The organism is Paenibacillus lemnae, from assembly GCF_012933385.1.
Lineage (GTDB): Bacteria > Bacillota > Bacilli > Paenibacillales > Paenibacillaceae > Paenibacillus_AQ > Paenibacillus_AQ lemnae.
Window position 1 is genome coordinate 66,744 of the sequence record NZ_JABBPN010000019.1, and the last position, 19,328, is coordinate 86,071.

The 19,328-nt window shown below is 48.0% G+C and carries 16 protein-coding genes and 2 rRNA genes; all 18 read right to left on the reverse strand.

What is annotated here, in order from left to right:
* Nucleotides 1-20: 20 nt before the first annotated feature.
* Entirely contained in the window at nt 21-1,148 is a 1,128-nt protein-coding gene (locus HII30_RS17455; protein WP_169506330.1) for a glycosyltransferase, read from the reverse strand.
* On the reverse strand, nt 1,145-2,239 hold the full coding sequence (locus HII30_RS21945; protein ID WP_169506331.1) for a glycosyltransferase: 1,095 nt from the start codon (nt 2,237-2,239) through the stop codon (nt 1,145-1,147). The genes HII30_RS17455 and HII30_RS21945 overlap by 4 nt, the downstream gene beginning before the upstream one ends.
* Complete coding sequence (locus HII30_RS17465; RefSeq protein WP_169506332.1) at nt 2,236-3,540, reverse strand: oligosaccharide repeat unit polymerase; 1,305 nt, start codon at nt 3,538-3,540, stop codon at nt 2,236-2,238. The genes HII30_RS21945 and HII30_RS17465 overlap by 4 nt, the downstream gene beginning before the upstream one ends.
* The gene (locus tag HII30_RS17470; protein ID WP_169506333.1) at nt 3,537-4,883 is read right to left on the reverse strand and encodes a UDP-glucose dehydrogenase family protein; all 1,347 of its coding nucleotides are present in this window, start codon (nt 4,881-4,883) and stop codon (nt 3,537-3,539) included. The genes HII30_RS17465 and HII30_RS17470 overlap by 4 nt, the downstream gene beginning before the upstream one ends.
* A gap of 19 nt (nt 4,884-4,902) precedes the next feature.
* Entirely contained in the window at nt 4,903-6,063 is a 1,161-nt protein-coding gene (locus tag HII30_RS17475) for a glycosyltransferase family 4 protein (protein WP_169506334.1), read from the reverse strand.
* A 37-nt stretch (nt 6,064-6,100) separates the two neighbouring features.
* On the reverse strand, nt 6,101-6,733 hold the full coding sequence (locus HII30_RS17480) for a sugar transferase (RefSeq protein ID WP_246246579.1): 633 nt from the start codon (nt 6,731-6,733) through the stop codon (nt 6,101-6,103).
* A 92-nt stretch (nt 6,734-6,825) separates the two neighbouring features.
* Nucleotides 6,826-7,464: a CpsD/CapB family tyrosine-protein kinase gene (locus HII30_RS17485; protein ID WP_169506335.1), complete on the reverse strand. Its 639-nt coding sequence runs from the start codon at nt 7,462-7,464 to the stop codon at nt 6,826-6,828.
* Between the two features lie 46 nt (nt 7,465-7,510).
* On the reverse strand, nt 7,511-8,590 hold the full coding sequence (locus HII30_RS17490) for a glycosyltransferase (RefSeq protein WP_246246569.1): 1,080 nt from the start codon (nt 8,588-8,590) through the stop codon (nt 7,511-7,513).
* 205 nt (nt 8,591-8,795) lie between these two features.
* Complete coding sequence (locus HII30_RS17495; RefSeq protein WP_246246571.1) at nt 8,796-9,557, reverse strand: YveK family protein; 762 nt, start codon at nt 9,555-9,557, stop codon at nt 8,796-8,798.
* Nucleotides 9,558-10,014: 457 nt separating this feature from the next.
* Entirely contained in the window at nt 10,015-11,118 is a 1,104-nt protein-coding gene (locus tag HII30_RS17500; protein ID WP_169506337.1) for a right-handed parallel beta-helix repeat-containing protein, read from the reverse strand.
* A gap of 261 nt (nt 11,119-11,379) precedes the next feature.
* Complete coding sequence (locus HII30_RS17505; protein ID WP_246246573.1) at nt 11,380-13,026, reverse strand: right-handed parallel beta-helix repeat-containing protein; 1,647 nt, start codon at nt 13,024-13,026, stop codon at nt 11,380-11,382.
* Nucleotides 13,027-13,384: 358 nt separating this feature from the next.
* Nucleotides 13,385-14,128 (reverse strand): hypothetical protein, encoded by a 744-nt coding sequence (locus HII30_RS17510; RefSeq protein WP_169506338.1) that lies wholly within the window; start codon nt 14,126-14,128, stop codon nt 13,385-13,387.
* Nucleotides 14,125-14,805 (reverse strand): ABC transporter ATP-binding protein, encoded by a 681-nt coding sequence (locus HII30_RS17515; protein WP_169506347.1) that lies wholly within the window; start codon nt 14,803-14,805, stop codon nt 14,125-14,127. The genes HII30_RS17510 and HII30_RS17515 overlap by 4 nt, the downstream gene beginning before the upstream one ends.
* A 21-nt stretch (nt 14,806-14,826) precedes the next feature.
* Complete coding sequence (locus tag HII30_RS17520; RefSeq protein WP_169506339.1) at nt 14,827-15,216, reverse strand: GntR family transcriptional regulator; 390 nt, start codon at nt 15,214-15,216, stop codon at nt 14,827-14,829.
* A gap of 1 nt (nt 15,217) precedes the next feature.
* On the reverse strand, nt 15,218-15,976 hold the full coding sequence (locus tag HII30_RS17525) for an ABC transporter permease (protein WP_169506340.1): 759 nt from the start codon (nt 15,974-15,976) through the stop codon (nt 15,218-15,220).
* Nucleotides 15,969-16,919, reverse strand: a complete 951-nt coding sequence (locus HII30_RS17530; RefSeq protein WP_169506341.1) for an ABC transporter ATP-binding protein — start codon at nt 16,917-16,919, stop codon at nt 15,969-15,971. The genes HII30_RS17525 and HII30_RS17530 overlap by 8 nt, the downstream gene beginning before the upstream one ends.
* Before the next feature lie 852 nt (nt 16,920-17,771).
* A 5S ribosomal RNA gene (gene rrf, locus HII30_RS17535) occupies nt 17,772-17,888 on the reverse strand.
* A gap of 72 nt (nt 17,889-17,960) precedes the next feature.
* Nucleotides 17,961-19,328, reverse strand: a 23S ribosomal RNA gene (locus tag HII30_RS17540); the annotation flags it as partial.

The following is a 19,328-nucleotide window of genomic DNA, read 5'->3' on the forward strand; positions in this document are numbered from 1 at the left end:
GTCACTACTCCTCATTAAGATTATAGGTTCTCTACAAAAGTGAGCAGCTGAGCTGCCTTTGAATCCCAGGCATGCCGTGCAGCCAGCTGCTTGACCTCTTCTTTCCTGCTGGATTTCTGGAGAGCTTCTTCAACCTTGGCTGCTATCTCTTCCGCACCTTTGAAAAAATAAATGAATGGTTCACTTCGACGCGCCAGCTCCGGCGTTTCTGTCACCACAGCCGGCAATCCTGCAGCCATATATTCGTAGAGCTTCATCGGGCTTCTTCCGGCATTGGCGGGATGATCACTTAAAGGGAGCAGTGCCACATCACAATGCTGAAGAAATGCCGGTACAGCGGAATAAGGCTTGGCTCCTAGCAGATAGACGTTAGAGAGATCCTTAAAGAAACGAGTGACGCTTTCCTGTACAGGTCCGATAATAACCACGCTCAGTTCAGGCTTGGCCTCAGCAAGCCTTCGCAGTGCGTCCAAGTCCAGACGGTCGTCGATCGCCCCGATGTAAATGGCACGCGGCCCCGGGATCGCACTCAGCTCCTCCGGTTCCTCGGCCGGTGCGGCAAAATGCTCGTATTCCACACCATTCTCCAGAATCAGAGAGGGCAGATCCGGATTGTGGCGGATTAACTCCGAGTGAACCGGTTCGGATGTGGAGACCAGCGCCGAGACACGGGACATGATTTCAGCTTCCGCAGCAGCGACTACGGAATCGCCTGTCATTTTGCTGTATATATCGGTTGGCCGGTAAATGCTCAGCTTAGGCTTCAGCATTCGATCCAGTCCGACAAACCGGGGCTGATCCATCAGCAGGATATCCACATGATCCATACCATGCTGCTTCATCAAACGACGAAGAGATGGCAGCATCCAGTTCCGCTTCGTTTTCTTGTAAAAGGGCCCCGCAATCTCCCAAGGCAGCATCGTGAAGGGTACGGAATTCACCGGTCCGGACTCTGAATACTCTCCCTTCCAGATTCGAAAGCGGTTCTGGATGTCTCGATCCTTCCATTTCAACAGATGAAATGGACTGAGGGGGGTGCTGACATGAATCACATGATGACCCAGCTTATCCATCTCTCTAGCCAAATGGTGGGAACCGACCACGAAGGGCCCTCCGATATACGTGTGACTGGCAAAAATAATATTCAAACAGCATGCCCCCTTTCCATGTTGATCGCCATCAATGTGTCCCGCGCACATTTCTCCCAAGAGAACCGGCTGGCCTGCTCAAGGCCTTCGGTTCTCATCCTGATCTGAAGGGCAGGGTCATCGATCACCTGTTCCATGCACCGGGCAATATCCATCCAGTCATGGGGATCGCAGTACATGGCTGCATCTCCGCATACTTCAGGAATCGATGCCGTCCGGGAAGCTACGACAGGACACCCGCAGGTCATCGCTTCAAGCGGCGGGAAGCCAAATCCCTCGTAGAAGGAAGGAAATACAAAACAAGCAGCATGCTCGTAAAGTGACCGAAGCTCTCCGTCCTCTACATATCCCAGGTATTTGACGCTCTCCGGAAGCTCGCCCTGTTCCTTAAACAGCTTCGGATTCGTTCCGCCTGCAATGACAAAGTCAACATCCGTTCGATTCAAATGCTGTATCGCTTTGACGATCGAACCGAAATTTTTGTTCGGGCTCATGCTGCTTACCGCAAGCACAAAGGGCTTGTCCAATCCGTATTTGTCCAGTACTGTGGGATCCGCGGCCGCTGCGAGAACATGCTCCCTGCCGTGGGGGATCACATGCATCTTGGATGCTTTAATATCGCAGTAATGGATGAGCTGGTCTTTCGAGAAGGCAGAGCAGGTTAGTACCTGCCTCGACATCGCCCCTATGGCAGGAAACAATGTTTTGTACCAGAGCCTGAATGGAAGAGAGTAGGTTTCCGGAACCGCATATACAGCGGCATCATGCATGGTGACTGCCTGCTTCCTTTTCATAATAGGAGCCGTGTTGCACGGATTAAGCAGGAAACCGTCTGCGGAATGAAAAGGCAGCTCCAGCTGCTCCCACAAATGGCCGCTTAACCGGCCTACCTGCCTGATCTTGACCGTACTCAGTCCCAGCTCCGGCAGCTCGGCTTTGGGTGACAATACAATAAACTCATAATCCTCAAAGCCCTCAGCCTTGCTTCCGGCGAGCCGGTCAAAGGACCGGATCAGCTCCAGCGCATAACGCTGAACCCCGGTAACGCCATGAGTCAGAAACCGGCCGTTAATATAGATGGTCTGTGTCACGTGGTTCCGCTCCTTCCGGCTGGCTGCCAGCTGATTATTTTTTTACGATTGTAGTGAAGCATAAGGGTAAACGTGATAAGCATAATCCAGCAGGGAAAGAAACGTCCGCTGCTGAAATAGAGATAGCGTGGAATCTCCAGAATGCCGACCATCCAGATCGGGTACATGATTAACCCCAGGGTCCGTCCTTTTTTGAACCCGTCATACAGCAGCCCGCTGGCATATCCCAGAAGTATCCAGAACATCAGTGCCTCAATCAAGCTGTAATCCTGGTAAGGCAGCAGCAGACCGGATGGATTATTGAACTCGGGATTCCCCATGCTCTCCAGCGTGTTGTTAATGCCTGCTTCCGGGTTCACGCCAAAGGCAGAAAAGTAAGCATGATCGCTTAAACCCGGGAACTTCCATATCCACTCAAAGGTAAAGTAGGGAAATGGGATAGATTGAAGACCAAGCTGTTCCACATACAAGGTCCCGGTATTCAGTGCGGTTACATAGTAGCCGAAGAAACGAGTGACAATAAATTCCCAAAATGAAGGATAAATGTTTACATAAAAGCTCAGCCAGGATCTGAAATACTCGCTGAGACCGAAGAATCCGATCAATGCGATGACTCCGATGAACGGATAATAATTGACGAGAGGCAGCTTTTTCCCTTGTTTCCGTTTCACGGCCAGGATAATGATCAACGTAGGCAGCAGGATTTCCATAAGCGCCAGCCGCTCCGAGAAGAATACTGCCCGGATGAGCGTCAGCACCAGTACAACCGCAATCATGAGATTGAACGTTCTTTTGCCATTTGAAACCTGGTAATAGACCGCAAAGATCACAAAAGGAATTCCAAAATTAGTGAACGACGTAATCCCCGTTATCGTTTTGAAGTTTTCTGTAATGGCATAAATCGCCCCTGGCTCTCCACGAACGACATTGAGAAATAGCTGCAGAGAAAATCCGTTCTGAATCATGATGAGGAACCAAATGGCATAGCCGAAGAGTGTTAAACCAAACAGCAGCTTGATCCAGCCCTTTATGTATCCTTCTTGATGCTGCAGCATGTCGTGGAATCCATGGGATGTCCCGCTTCCTCTTGTCATGAGGGAGGCTGCTGCGCTTCCCACGATAAAACATACGGCAGGCAGAATGCTGTACCAGATGTTGCTGTCGTTAATAAACTTGTTCACCCGGTAAAAGGCGAGATAGCTTTCTCCCGGAATCAGATACCCCCCTGCAATAACAACGCTCATCAAAATCAGGAACAGATACGCGGGATTCATCCACCAGATGGAGTGACTTTTCTTCATAAAGGAATCACGATACCCTCTTCCTTGTAAGGGAACAGGCCACCAATTTCAGGTCTGCCGATCGAATAATACTGGAAGTCCGTCTGACTGACCTGTTCCTTGGAAAACACATTCCGCCCGTCAATCAGAATCGGCTGCTTCATGATTTTTTGCAGAGCCAGAAGATCCTGCTCTTTAAATTCCTCCCAGTCTGTGAGAAGACAAAGTGCGTCGCAGTCTTTGGCAGCAGCCAGCGCATCTGTACTCCATTCGACGCTGTCACATTTCCCGAATCCCTTGCGGAAATTTTCTGCTGCAACCGGATCGTAGGCGTTCACGACGGCCTGCTCTTCCAGCAGACTTTCCATAATTTCCAGAGCGGGGGTATCACGAACATCATCCGTGTTAGGTTTAAAGGCAAGTCCCCAAATGCCAATGCGCTTTCCTTTCAGATCACCAAGAGAGTGTTTCAGCTTGTCAATCACGTTAAAGCGCTGGTCCTTGTTGACTTCCACGACCGATTTCAGCAGCTTGAATTCATAATCCACATTGCCTGCAATCTGGATCAGCGCATCCGTATCTTTAGGAAAACACGAGCCTCCATATCCGATGCCTGCCTGCAGGAATGAAGAACCGATCCGCCGGTCCTGCCCCATGCCTGCTGCTACCTCTGTCACATCGGCTCCTACTTTCTCGCAGATGTTGGCAATCTCGTTAATAAATGAAATTTTGGTAGCCAGAAAGGCATTGGACGCATATTTGATCATTTCAGCACTGCGAATATCTGTTGTAATAATGTTGCTGGTTAAAGGCTTGTGCAGTTCTGTCATCATCTTCGCTGCACGCTCATTTTCAGTACCAATGATGACCCGGTCGGGATGAAGGGTATCCTTGACCGCTGTGCCTTCCCGAAGGAATTCAGGTGTGGAGACGATATCAAAAGCATGCGAGGTCAATTGCCCGATCATATCTTTAAGGTTATCGTTGGTTCCGACAGGCACGGTGCTCTTGGTTACGATCACTTTGTATCCGTCCATTTCCAGTGCGATATCGTGAGCAACCTGTTTGATGTAAGTCAAATCTGCCTCTCCGCTTGGCAGCGGCGGGGTGCCGACACAGATGAAGATGACATCCGCTTCCTGTACAGCCTGTGACAGGCTGCTTGTAAATTCCAGCCTGCCCTGTGCCTTGTTCTTCTCCATAAGTTCTTTCAATCCGGGTTCGTAGATCGGCACAATGCCGCTGTTTAATTGATCGACCTTGTCCTGATTATTATCCACACAAGTGACCCGGTTTCCGATCTCCGAGAAGCATACGCCGGATACCAGGCCTACATAGCCTGTTCCAATAAAGGTTAAGTTCATCGCCCTTGTCTCCTTTTCTCTACAGTACTCGGAACATTTCCTGAGCCCGATGATCCGAAGATGTGCTGGCATCCAGCTTTTCATCAATGAACGCTTTCAGGCTCCTTTTGAAAAATTCCGGCGTAAAGGTCATTGCATTCTTACGGCAGTTGGCCGGAGATATTCTTCGGCTTTCCGATTCATACCGCTGTACACCTGCCATCACCGAATCGACCGTCTGCTCCTCGAAGAACACGCCGGTCGGTTCGGAGGATCGTAAGCCTTTAATGGTTTCAAGTGAACCGCCTCGGCCATAGGCAATGACAGGCGTTCCGCAGGCCTGCGCTTCCACGACCGTAATCCCGAAATCTTCTTCAGCAGCAAACACAAACGCTTTGGCCCGCTGCATATGATCAATCAGCACTTCATCGGATTGGTAACCCATAATCTGTATGTTATCTCCGGCATGCTCACGGATCTTGACCATATCCGGCCCGTCTCCGATCACCACCAGCTTTTTATCCGGCATTTTGGAGAATGCCTCTACAATGAGATCCATCTTCTTGTAAGGAACCATGCGTGAGGCCGTAAGATAAAAGTCGTCTTTCGCTTCATGATAGGCAAAGGCCGATACGTTTACCGGAGGATAAATGACCTGTGATTCTCTCCGGTACACCTTCCAGATCCGGCTCGCAATGAAGTCGGAGTTGGCCAGAAAATGATCCACTCCATTGGAGGTTCGATAATCCCACATTCTCATTCGGCTCAGCATCCATTTGGCTGCCATCCCTTTCAAGCCTTTATGAAGACCTGATTCCTTCAGATATTGATGCTGCAGGTCCCACGCATAACGAATGGGTGAATGCACGTACGAGATATGCAGCTGTCCGGGTCCCGTAATGACGCCCTTGGAGACCGCATGAGAGCTTGATAAAATGAGGTCGTATGAAGACAGGTCAAACTGCTCCACCGCCATCGGCATTAAGGGAAGGTATTGCCGATATTTCTTCTTGGCAAGCGGAAGCTTCTGTATGAAGGAAGTATGAACCTCCTTACCGCGCAGGAACTCTCGTTCTTTCCCGGACAGAAAGTCTACCGTACTGAATAAATCGGCTTCCGGAAAAAGTTCCAGCATTTGTTCCAATACCTTTTCCGATCCTGCATACGTGGTGAGCCAATCATGTACAATGGCAATTTTCATACTGTATCCCCTTTCCGGTTTTTTATATTTTTGATGATTAATAGGCTCCTTTTTTCAGCAGCACATGCCAAACTGTTGCAAACAAAATTCTGATGTCCAGCAGAATCGACTTGTTATACACATAATAGAGTTCCAGGTCCACACGTTCGGGATAGCCTACACTGCTGCGGCCGCTTACCTGCCAGTAGCCCGTGATCCCCGGCTTCACTGACAAGAGATCTTCCTTTTTCTCTTTGTATTCTTTCAGTTCTTGGGTTACGACAGGACGCGGACCAACGAGACTCATATCGCCCTTGATCACGTTCATAAGCTGTGGCAGCTCGTCCAAGCTGCTCTTTCGAAGAAAACGGCCTAATTTGGTAATCCGCGGATCTTCCTCCGGCTCAAGCTTGTAGTTGTTGTCGACATACTTTTGATAGAGGCGTTTATCCTTTTTTAATCGTGTTTCCGCATCCGTGACCATGGAACGGAACTTGTAAATGTTAAATATTTTGTGGTTTTTACTGACCCGAGGCTGTTTAAAGAAAATCTTTCCTTTCGGTTCTCGAATTTTCATCATCACAGCCAGCAGAATAAAAACAGGCAAAAGTAAAATCATACCGACGAAGGAAAATATGAGATCCATGCTCCTTTTCGTGAAATGAAACAGAACCCCTTTATCCCATTTCATCTTTGAGGAACCTGCACCGTGGTCCATGGATTTCGCTTCATTGTTGATCATATTCATCTATGCTTTTCCTCCGTTCAATATCTGTAATTGCTCTAGGTCTGGTTCAAAACAGCTCCAACGACATGTGCATGTACATGCTCCATATTGCTTTTTACTCGTTTCACATCCGCTTTGGATGACTTGCCTGCTCCGACGACCAGCACGACTCCATCAGACAGCGTGCCCAAAATTTGCGCATCTGCCAGCGGCAGCGCCGGCGGCGAATCGATAATGATCACGTCATATATTTGAGACAGCTCATTCAGCATTATTTTCATGCGCTCCGAACCAATCAGTTCCGACGGGTTGGGGGTGTGTGTGCCTGCCAGCAAAACATTCAGATTGGGCACATCGGTTGCTGAAATGCAATCCGACAGATGACGCTGGCCTGTCAGCACATCCGTAAGGCCGACACTTTTAACGTTCGGGAACATCGTCTTCAGGGAGGGGTCTCTTAAGTTCCCTTCCAGCAGCAGCACTTTATGTCCCTCCTGAGAATACGTCACCGCCAAGTTCGCAGCCGTCGTGGATTTCCCTTCCCCTTTTGAAGCAGAAGTGATAAGAAGCACCTTATAAATCTTCTCGGTGGACGAATATCGAATATTGGTTCTTAAAGTCTTATAAGCTTCAGACAGAGAAGATGCGGGATTGATTGTTGTATACAGTCCGCCTCTCTGAGGTGCAGTTGCCATATGGGTTATCCTCCAAATCACCTTTTTGTTTGAATATCCGTGTGCATTAGAATAAATTCCCGAGCGTGTCAGATAACAATGTTCTTCTGGGGCTGGACCGTTCGATCAAGACAGACTGATATAAGTCTTCCATCTGCCTTGTCTGTTTCTCCAGATCGAAATGTTCGATGACCCGCTGACGTCCCTGCTCGCTGAAACGGCTCCACAGAAGGGGATTTGTCAGCAGCGCGATGATGTGCTGGCTTAAAGCAGCGGTATTCTTCTCAGGAGCAAGCAGTCCGGTCTGGCCATGTTTCACCGCTTCAGGAATCCCGCCTGTAGCAAAGCTGACGACAGGAAGACCCATAGCGCTTGCCTCTAGAAAAACCGTGCCCAGACCTTCTTCCGCCCCATTATCGACGGAGACGCTCGGCGCGCAGAACACTTGAGCCTGATTCATCCACGCTTTGATTTCTGCAGGGCTCTGCAGTCCCAAAAAACGATAATCAGCTAACGTTCGCTGGGCCATATGTTCAAGCTCTCCCCGCTGAGGCCCGTCTCCAATAACTACGAGCTGCACACCCGGTATTGCTTCCTGTACAGCTTGCATGGCCTGCAGCAGATAAGTGCAGCCCTTCACTTCCACCAGCCTGCCTACGAATAAAACAATCGGCTTTCTCTGAACTGAGGAATCCGCTTGGAAAATCTGTGGGTTTATTCCTGTATAATGCCGAACCACTTTATGTGGAGGATATCCCTGCTCAAGCAGCTTCTTCTCAACAAAATCGGAAACCGCTATAAATAAAGCGCCATTACGCTGTAATTGCTTTCGTTTTTTCACATAATTTCGATGTGTATAGTAAGATTTTTTGGCATATTCATCCTTGGTTGTCGCGTCATATCCGTGGAAGGTGGTGATCAGCGGAATATTCAGCTTTGCCGCAAGAGGCAGGACAATGGCGGCATCTGTTCCAAAGTGTGCATGGATGAGCTTTGGCTGCAGTCTCTGCAGTTCGCCCGCCATTCCCCAATTCAACCCTACTAATTTAAAACCAATCTCTTTGAATCTCCCCAGTGTGCCGCCCTGATTTACTACGAACCTGGCGTCCTTCTCAATATCTATTCCCTCCACCAACCTCGAGCCCATATAGTACGGACGGAAGGATAACAAGCCTTCAGCTTGAGCTCGAATAAAGGTTTCTGATGGGGGTAAAAGATGATCCCGGAAGATCAGTATATTTCTTTTAGCATCCAAAATTTGTTCACCTCTGCGCTTGATTTGTTCACCTCTGCGCTTGACTCATATCGTTTCTCTAGTTGATAATCCCGTTCCCATGATGTTTAGCCGCATCTCAGATTTCTTTTGGATTACTGACATTCCTCATGTTCACGGTCTGTGACTCTTGGATTACATCCGCGTCTACATGTTTTAAGTCCTGTCTTTTTGCTTTATGGATATTACCTAATAATGTTAATCCGAGGACCTGTTCAATTTCCTGTTCCGATGTAACGGAATCATCCAGGTAACTCATGAGGAATATAATCCCGCAGCCAAGGAGCAGCCCCAATGCTACGCTAAACAGATAAAGGAATGCGGCATGATTGTTGACAGGATCCGGTGAGGAGCTCGTATCGGCTTCGTTCAGAACACTCACGTTGTTCACGTTCATTATCGTTGTTACTCTGTCAATGAAGACATGAGACATCGAATTTACGATAACCGCAGCTCTTTCATAGGATGAGTCCTGTGCAGTCAGGTTTATGACCTGCGTATCTTTCATGGTATTAATTGTCACTTTACTGCTCAGCTCCTGCGGCGTTAGGTTCAGTTCAGGATGATTTCGAACCACATATCCCGTAATCGCTTCAGAAGTGATGATCTGTCTGTAGGTATTGATCAGCATCAGATTGGTATTGATCGAGTTCTGGTTTACCATCTGCTCACCTTCATCCGTAATGCCCGGCTGATTCACAATCAAATCAGCGGATGCCTCATACACAGGTTGTGTATAAAGAGCATTGTAGGCATAAACGATGGCAAGACAGCAGACTACCGTCAGCAGAGGAATCCACCATCGTTGTTTGATCACTCTGAGATACTCCCTTAATTCCATGTATTCTCCTCCATCGACATTATGGTATTACGGCCTGTACAGAGGGTATCTTATGTACGACCACATTCCCGGAACTTGTCCACATGTCCCATCAATGAGGCTGCCGATATCCTGAAACCGAGGTCTGCCTTTGAGCCAAATACACTCCTCTTTTCCTAGACAGTTAAAATATTCAGGACTTTCGTACCCCCGACATGCGTAATAGTTGTTCTTTTAAACCCCTCCTCTGGTGCTGAAACATTGCCTTGGCTGCAAAATGATCCATATCCAGGATTTCATGTCTGCATTTAAGCCTGAATTGACAGCGCTTTATTCCTACTAAATACTCATTTCTATTGTTCAAAAAAACCAGGCTCTATATAGTAGGGGGGCTTTTTAGCGAGCAAGCTAGGAACACATTAAAAAAACTGTGTTTCCGCAATGGAAAACACAGTTTTCAAGAGTTCAAAATTTATTTTTAAAAACCGACATTATTGGAGCTGTGAACCGTTCCTTTCTTGAATTGCGTGGGTGAAAGATTAGAGTTCTCCACATGATTTCCGGTTAAATAGACATCCCCAATCTCACCTTCCCCCCACATCCCTAACCCGGCATGTTCTGCATTCATCACCTTGTTGTCCTCGAACGTAATTTGGTCCACTTTACCAAAGGAAGCATACACCAGGATATTGGGATGATCGCTTCCTGGCTTGGTCCCGCTGTTATTGATTGTATTTTGGCTTATGGTCACTCCGATCGTATCCGTAGTATTCCAGTTTTTTTCAGTGGCAATGTAGATTCCGGCCATGCTGGTCTCCTGAATGGTGTTACCTTCAATGGTTACGGTCTCGCCTCCCACAACCGCAATACCACGAGCTCGGGAGCCGTATCCCACGCGGTTACCCTTGATTGCAATGTCCTGCACCGCTGTCCCATCATCCCGATAACTGACTACAGCAATGGCATCGTCCCCTGTTGCTTTCACCTGATTACCTTCCACCACAATCTGGCTGCTCTGTCCTGTAATATGAATGCCGTCTGCACCTGTTCCTTCGATGATATTGTTGGTAATCCTGCCTTCCTTCGAGCCTTTCGTTACCAAGATACCTGCTGTACTCGCCTGCTGAACCTTTACGGAGTCAATGAGAAATTGGCGGGCCTTGCTGACCGTGATGCTGTTTTTTTCATTGGCTCCATCTCCTCGTTCCACCGTCGTTTGATATTGATGCTGCAGATGACTTAGCCGGGCCCCCTCACCTGTCATGTTTATGGATCCCTGCTCTGGATTGGTTGATATTAATATGGATTTGTCGCCTTCGCCCCTCATGCTTACGCCATCCAGTGTAATCATGTCACTCAAGTGATATTCCCCTTCGGGCACCTCAAGCGTCAGCTGCTTGGATTGAGCTTGTTCAATACATGCCTGAATGGCATGGACATCATCCTTCCCATCGTCCGCTACAGCACCGCAGCTTTCGATCGACAACGACTGCTTGTCCGTCAACTGGAACAACACGAGGACGATAATCAAAACTCCCAATCCTATAAGCAGATACAGGCGTTTTGGCTTCGCTTTTAGCATATACTGCCTCCATTCTATTTCTCTCTTGCAAATGAGTTACAGACCTTATACCTTTACCTAGCTCTGCCGCTTCGTAAACGACTCCAAATATTTTATTTTCATTTTTATGATTTTCTGATTCAAAAAACCCCAGGGCGTTTAATGTAGTTAGGATGTCTTAATTTAGACAAAAAAAAGCTGGCATCAGCGCTACCTGACACCAGCTCATAAGCTCTTCAATTCAATTCGTTTCACAGATTTACAATGGCCTTGGCAAATGTATTAAAAACCGATATTTTGTGCCAAATGAATAATTCCTTTACTAAAGGTTGTATTCGCGCCGATGCTGTTAATCAGCGTGTTTTTGGTGTAAAAAATATTTCGGATATCTCCGTCGCCCCATACGCCAAGGCCGCGATGGGCGGCATTTTGAAACGTATTGTTGCTGAATGTAACGTTATCGATCACTCCTTGTGAAGCATACACCAAGGCGTTCGGATGGTTCTGCGGCTTGGCAGTTCCGGTATGATCGATCAGGTTGCTGTCAATATGAACATGATTCACATTCGCTGTGTTGTAGCTTCCCTCTACAGCAATATAAATGCCAGCCATGTACGTATCTTTCACCGAGTTGCCTTGGATCTCGATGTGGTTTCCTCCCACGACAGCAATTCCGCGGGCTTTGGAATTATAACCAGTGTCATTATCCTTGATGGTCACATGGTGAACGGGCGGGCCGTCCTGAAGGTAGCTGACGACTGCAATCGTATCGTCTCCTGCGGCTTTTACGATATTATTCGATACGGTAATATAGCTGCTTCCATCTGTTATGTGAATACCATCAGCATTTGTTGCTTCTACTCTGCTGTTGGAAATGGTTCCATTGGAAGCTTGTCCCTGTACCAGGATGCCGGCTGTGCTGGCTTTATCCACATAAATATCATCAATGAGAAAATCATTCGCACCCCTTACGGTGATACTGTTTTTCTCATTAGCACCGCTGCCTCTTGGAACAACGCTTTGATACTCATGCTTCAGATTGGTAAGATGAACACCAGAACCTTTAATGTCAATAGAGCCCTTCTCGGGGTCTGTGGAAACCAGTGTAGTTAAGGCTGATCCCGCACCTTTGAGGCTTACGCCATCCAGCGTGAGAATTCGGCCAAGATGGAAGGTGCCTTGGGGTACATATAAGCTCTTGCCTAATTGTTTGGCTTGATCCAGGCAGGCTGCAAAGGCAGGATAATCGTCTTTGTTATCGTCTGCTGCTGCTCCGCAGCTCAACACATTCACCGTCGTCGAAGCCGATGTATCGGCAATTGCCTTCTTTGGTTCATGTGCAATGATATCATCCGCTGAGCCTTCTGCAGGCGTAAACGAAATGTCAGGATCCCATACAGTGTGGTCATTGTTTATAGAACTCACTCTGTTTATGATGAAATATACAGCCGTGCCCTGCTGGACCTCAATATTAGATACTCCCGTCGGCGTGACCTCAGACTTATTCTTGATCGTAGAACTCCACAGCGTCTCTTCATCCTTTTGAATGATAGCTGTTACCCCGTCCCCCAGATCATCCCCTTTACGAACGGTACCACGGATCGATATCTTACCGTTTGCAGGAGCAACCCACTTTCTTACCGCGTCAAAATCCTTCCCGGGATGTCCGGCATTAGATGACACCCAAGGATATGAGCCATTGTAATCCCAACGTTTGTTTACGGCGTTATAGGTTAAGTCTGAAAAAACTTGGCCTGACCGCTTTTGATAAGACCACTGACCTTGACTGGCTTCTGGACTGTATGAAGTAGATGCTTTATACGTCTGGACTTGGGCTTGCGCATGAGCTTTATCTACGGCTCCTGTCACTGCTGCTGTCAGCATCAACGTTGCAGCAAGGGCACAGGATATATATTGTTTGATTTTCAAAATGTCGCCTCCGATGTGTAGTTTATGAACAGTACGACAGGACGGAATTTAGTTACAAATCATCACTCAATTATGACTAAATTGATACCTTTAAAGTATTAAGACACCTCCAGTACAATCTTCATAAGAAACACAAGATCGTATTGTACAGTATTTACCACACCAGGTCTATACCTTTTTCTACATTTAAGCATCTCTGTAATTTATATCAGGACTGCAGAAGATGGATATCGACAAAAGTATGGTATAGTTTTTATATCGGTCTATTCTCATGAATCATTAATAATCATCCATATAAAAAAAGGATTTCCCACGAGAACTTCAGTTCTCCTCAGGGAAATCCTTTTTTTATATCTATCTACACCTCTACCTTACGGTCGATCAACTTTACAGCAACATACACCAGCGCAATGGTGAGGATCAGCTCCAGCAGCATGGGCCTCCAAAAACCATTGACAACTTCCTCTACAGCAGCTGTTTCATAGTTTCGGCCTTCGAGTCGAACGGTTAAAATCTGGTACGTTAATGGGGCCTCTCCAAACAGCTTATTGCTCACCCATGAAACTGCACTTTGGATGATAAAAAACAGCAAAATGCCAATCCATATACTTCCTTTTGAACGAAAACTTCGGGATACTGTGATACAAAAAAGAACAATGGCAACAAAAAATATGAATTTCAGAAAACCCGATACCAGCATCACCAGTACATGGCTCCACTGCACATGAACGAACTGTAAAACTTCACTCCACTCCGATATGCTCCAGAACACCCATATATGACATGCTGCAAGCAGCAAAATGAGAATCATAGCCGCCGAGGCTTGAATCATTGTGGCTGTCACACTCGACAATGGAGGAACCGGCAGCAGCCTGCGATGATATGCCCGGATGTTGTAGTCATACGTTTTGAACACCATGATCAGTAAAATCGTACTCACAATCCCGTAGACCATCATACTGAGCCCAATGCTCACCTCGGAATCCCAACGACCTGTGTAATACATGGATCCGATCAGCACCTGCACGATCATCAATACCGCAAGCAGCCCTGAGATGGAGCCGGCATTGCGCTTCCAGTCATACTTCAGCAGTTTTATCATTCCGCAAACACCTCTTTAAACATGTCATCAATACTTTTTCCATGCTTCAGGCGAATGTTCTCCACTTCATCATGAAGGACCAACTCACCGTTGCGAATGAAGATCACTTCATCAAAGATCCGTTCAATATCGCGGACCAAATGCGTGGAGATAATAATGCTGCTGTCTTCATTATAAAACTCAACGATGGCATCCAATATCTTGCCTCTTGCTACAGGGTCAACGCCCCCGATCGGTTCATCCAGCAGGTACAGGGACGCATTGCGCGACAAGGCCAGGGTCAGCTGCAGACGTTCATTCATCCCCTTCGACAGGGTGCTGATTTTATCACCCAGGTTCAGGTTCATGAACTGCAGCATCCGCTCCGCTTTAAGTGGGTCGAAATCGGTGTAAAAGTCTTCATAGAACTGCAGTGCATCCTTCACCTTCATCCATGATTCCGTCAGCGGACGATCCGGCATGAAGGACACGAGCGCCTTAGTCTCGAGCCCTACCGGACGACCCAGAATCTCGGCTGTACCCGAAGCTGGCTGGATCAACCCTGCTGCTATTTTCATCATGGTGCTCTTTCCGCTGCCATTCGTGCCCAGCAGACCGATGATTCTGCCGCTGCCGACCGTTAAGGACACGTTCTGAAGCGCGATTTTGCCGCCATAGTTTTTATTGACTTGATCCATATGAAGCAGCTGTTCCACGGGCTACCCCTCCTCCTTAAGATTGGATTTGTCGGTTTCGAACGCATCGGATACGATCGTTAAAATATCTTTCTCTTTGAAACCAAGCTCCTGCATCCCCTGAATAAAATGCTGGATCAAATCGCCGGCCATTTCTTTCTTGATACTCATAATTTTAGATTCCTCACTTGTCACATACCGGCCCAGTCCGCGCCTGGTCTCCACGATTTCTTCCCGTTCCAGCTCTTGAAACGTTCGCTGAATCGTATTCGGGTTGATCTGAAGTTCGACAGCCAGTTCACGGACAGAAGGAATCTTGTCGCCGGGCTGAAGTTTTCCGGTAATGATTTGTTTTTTGATATAATTCATAATTTGCAGATAAATCGGCAGGTTGTTGTCGAATTCAATACTCACCTCATGACACATCCCGTCTCTTGAATGTCCAAAAGCCGATGATCAGGAACAGCAGTAAATATACAGCAAGCACGGAAGCCGAGAACGACATATTCATGCCAGGCATAGGACTCGCACCGCCGCCGCTATAGATGGAGAGGTCGACGTTTACAAACGGCAGGTATTTGTACCAACTGTAATTAATGAGGAGCTGATTCGCCAGATTCTGCACGACGACCATAAACATTCCGATACCGATCGCAGGCCCTGTGGAGCGGGTTACAATGCCAACAGTAAACGTAAACGTCACATAGATCATCGTATAGATCAGACTGTAAACCCCCGTCATGGCCGCGTCTCCCCAGCTGACAGATCCGGCTTCTGATCCCATGAACAAAGCCCCGGCTGCAGATCCAGCTGCAAAAGTGAAGGCTGTCAATAATGCGACATACAGCAAAATGACTGCATATTTGGAAGCCAGGATGACCACCCGGCTTTGGGAACGGATCAGCAGCAGCTTAATGGTGCCATAGCTGTGCTCCTTCGCAACCGAACCTGCCGTAACGACGATGGCAAGCAGGGTCAGGATTTGCCCCATCCCTTGGGATGCGACTGACAGCTGGGCATACTCGATCACATTCATCGACATTGGTGAGAAAGTTTTTATCATATATGCAACCAGGAAGACCATGACGGCCAACAGGCCAAACGGGAGGAGAAAGCTTTTCTTCTTCGTCATCTTGAGCCATTCATTGATCATCAGTTTACCAAAGCTACGCAATGCGTCCGCCTCCTGTCCATTTCAAAAAGTCTTCTTCCAAGGTCTGTTTCATTTCCTCGATACGGTAGATCAGCACACCTGCATTACCTAGAATCCGAATAACACTTGGCACAAATTCATCCTTCAGGTGCAGTGTTACTTCATGGCGTTCCTGCTGCACACTTACCACCGTCACATCGTCCATATGCTGAAGCGCTTCGAGAGCTGTCTGGGGTTCATCCACTCTGAAGGTCAGCGTCACCTGATCCTCTTCTTTACGTCCTTCACCAATTGTGCGCTCTGTGATCAGCTTGCCTTCCTGAATGACGATAACCCGGCTGCACATGAGCTCCATCTCAGATAACAGATGACTAGATACGAGCACGGCAATACCTTCTTCTCTGGCGATCTTCTTGAGATAATCCCGCATTTCACGTATACCTGCAGGATCCAGTCCGTTCGTCGGTTCATCCAAAATGAGTATGGACGGTTCATGCAGCAGTGCTTGAGCGATGCCCAGCCGCTGTCTCATGCCTAAAGAGTAGGCGCGGACTTTTTTATGCATCGCATCCTGCAGACCGACCAGCTGGACGACCTCCTCAATTCTCGCCTTCGTAATTCCCTCCGACATCCGCTGATACTGCTTCAAATTATCGAGGCCGCTCATATACGGATAAAACTCAGGGTTTTCGATGATGCCTCCAATGTGTCCGATGGCCTTGGTGAACTCGTTCCGGATACTATGGCCGCGTACAATCACATCGCCCTTGGACATTCCGATTAATCCTACAATCATTCGAATGGTCGTCGTCTTGCCTGCACCGTTCGGGCCAAGAAGACCAACCACCTCTCCGCGGTGTATATCAAAACTCAACGTATCCACAATGCTGCGGCTGCCGATGGTTTTGGTAATGCCATTCACGCTCAGCACAACACTTTCATTAGGTGTTAACGCTCCGCTCATATCTCCACTTCCTTCTTTTGTACTAGTGTTATAGTTGAATAGTACACTATGAGTCTGGTAGTGTCAATAAGGTATTGTGTTTTTGGGCTCAGGCGATGAAGGAAGGTTGATAATGGTGAATAGTATGAAGGATATGTGCTGGGGCTGAACCCTATGGGGGAATAATGGCGATATAAGGCGGGATACATCAGACACGTAAAATGTGGACCTGATGTAACATAGATCGAGTAAGATGGGGTCAGGAACCACATGGATGTTAGCACGGATAAAGTGAGATGGGAACGGGAAACGCATGGATGTTAGCACGGATGGAGTGAGATGGGAACGGGAAACACATTAATATTTGTGCCGAGTATGATTGAGCAGCATCGACGCTTTGATAAATTTAGAATGCTGTAGGGAGGGCTGTGGAGAGGCCGTTGTGCGATATCTGTTTTGTCCACTAACTGTAATGTTACCAACTTTATTAGCGATAGAGGGCGAGTACTTTTGTTGTAACTGCTGTTTTAGCCTGGGCAGTTCTCCGTGAGTAAAGTAACATCCGTATAAGATTGTTTTTCACGCTTATTTTTACAAAAACAGAAGAAATTTACGCAATAAGATTGTTTTCCACGCTTATTTGGGTACTTCTCTCCGATTTCGCCGCTGCAGCTAGTGATTCAGCTAATTTAAGACTGATTTTCAGTCTTAAACGGAATCAAGCCGGAAAATTGAGCCAAATAAGCTTGAATTTCAAGCTTATTTCCCTCCCCTCTTCACGGAGGTGCCGCTATTTTGGTCAAGCGTCCCCTAGGCAGCAAAAGAGGCTGCCTCACAAGATCTAAGATCTTATGAGACAGCCTCTACTATTTTGCTTGGCGGCGTCCTACTCTCCCGGGACCCTTCGGTCCAAGTACCATCGGCGCTGGAAGGCTTAACGGTCGTGTTCGGGATGGGTACGCGTGGAACCCTTCCGCTATCGCCACCAAACATGATTCAGGATTCGGCATAGCCATATGCCGTAATCAATCTTTCCTGTAAGTATCGCTTGTACACTTACAATACAATTGATCACCTGAAAACTAGATACGAAACGAATGTGTGTGTTTAGAAATCTTCTCCGTAGCATCCCTTCCGATCCTTAGATCTTCCGGGATGGGAAATCTCATCTTGAGGGGGGCTTCACGCTTAGATGCTTTCAGCGCTTATCCCTTCCGTACGTAGCTACCCAGCCATGCTCCTGGCGGAACAACTGGTGCACCAGCGGTACGTCCATCCCGGTCCTCTCGTACTAAGGACAGCTCCTCTCAAATTTCCTACGCCCACGACAGATAGGGACCGAACTGTCTCACGACGTTCTGAACCCAGCTCGCGTACCGCTTTAATGGGCGAACAGCCCAACCCTTGGGACCTACTTCAGCCCCAGGATGCGATGAGCCGACATCGAGGTGCCAAACCTCCCCGTCGATGTGGACTCTTGGGGGAGATAAGCCTGTTATCCCCAGGGTAGCTTTTATCCGTTGAGCGATGGCCCTTCCATGCGGTACCACCGGATCACTAAGCCCGACTTTCGTCCCTGCTCGACTTGTAGGTCTCGCAGTCAAGCTCCCTTATGCCTTTGCACTCTTCGAATGATTTCCAACCATTCTGAGGGAACCTTGGGGCGCCTCCGTTACTCTTTAGGAGGCGACCGCCCCAGTCAAACTGCCCGCCTGACACTGTCCTCGCACCGGATCACGGTACTAAGTTAGAACCTAGATACGATCAGGGTGGTATCCCAACGGCGCCTCCACCGAAGCTTGCGCTCCGATTTCTACGGCTCCCACCTATCCTGTACAGATCGTACCCAAATCCAATATCAAGCTGCAGTAAAGCTCCATGGGGTCTTTCCGTCTTGTCGCGGGTAACCTGCATCTTCACAGGTATTAAAATTTCACCGGATCTCTCGTTGAGACAGCGCCCAAGTCGTTACGCCATTCGTGCGGGTCAGAATTTACCTGACAAGGAATTTCGCTACCTTAGGACCGTTATAGTTACGGCCGCCGTTTACTGGGGCTTCGGTTCACAGCTTCGGGATAAATCCCTAACCGCTCCCCTTAACCTTCCAGCACCGGGCAGGCGTCAGCCCGTATACTTCGCCTTACGGCTTCGCACAGACCTGTGTTTTTGCTAAACAGTCGCTTGGGCCTTTTCACTGCGGCCCCCTCGTGCTATTCACACTACCGGGGCACCCCTTCTCCCGAAGTTACGGGGTCATTTTGCCGAGTTCCTTAACGAGAGTTCTTCCGCGCGCCTTAGAATTCTCTTCTCGCCTACCTGTGTCGGTTTGCGGTACGGGCACCTTCACCTGGCTAGAGGCTTTTCTTGGCAGTGTGAGATCATGACCTTCGCTACTGTAATTTTCACTCCCCATCACAGCCCAGCCTTACG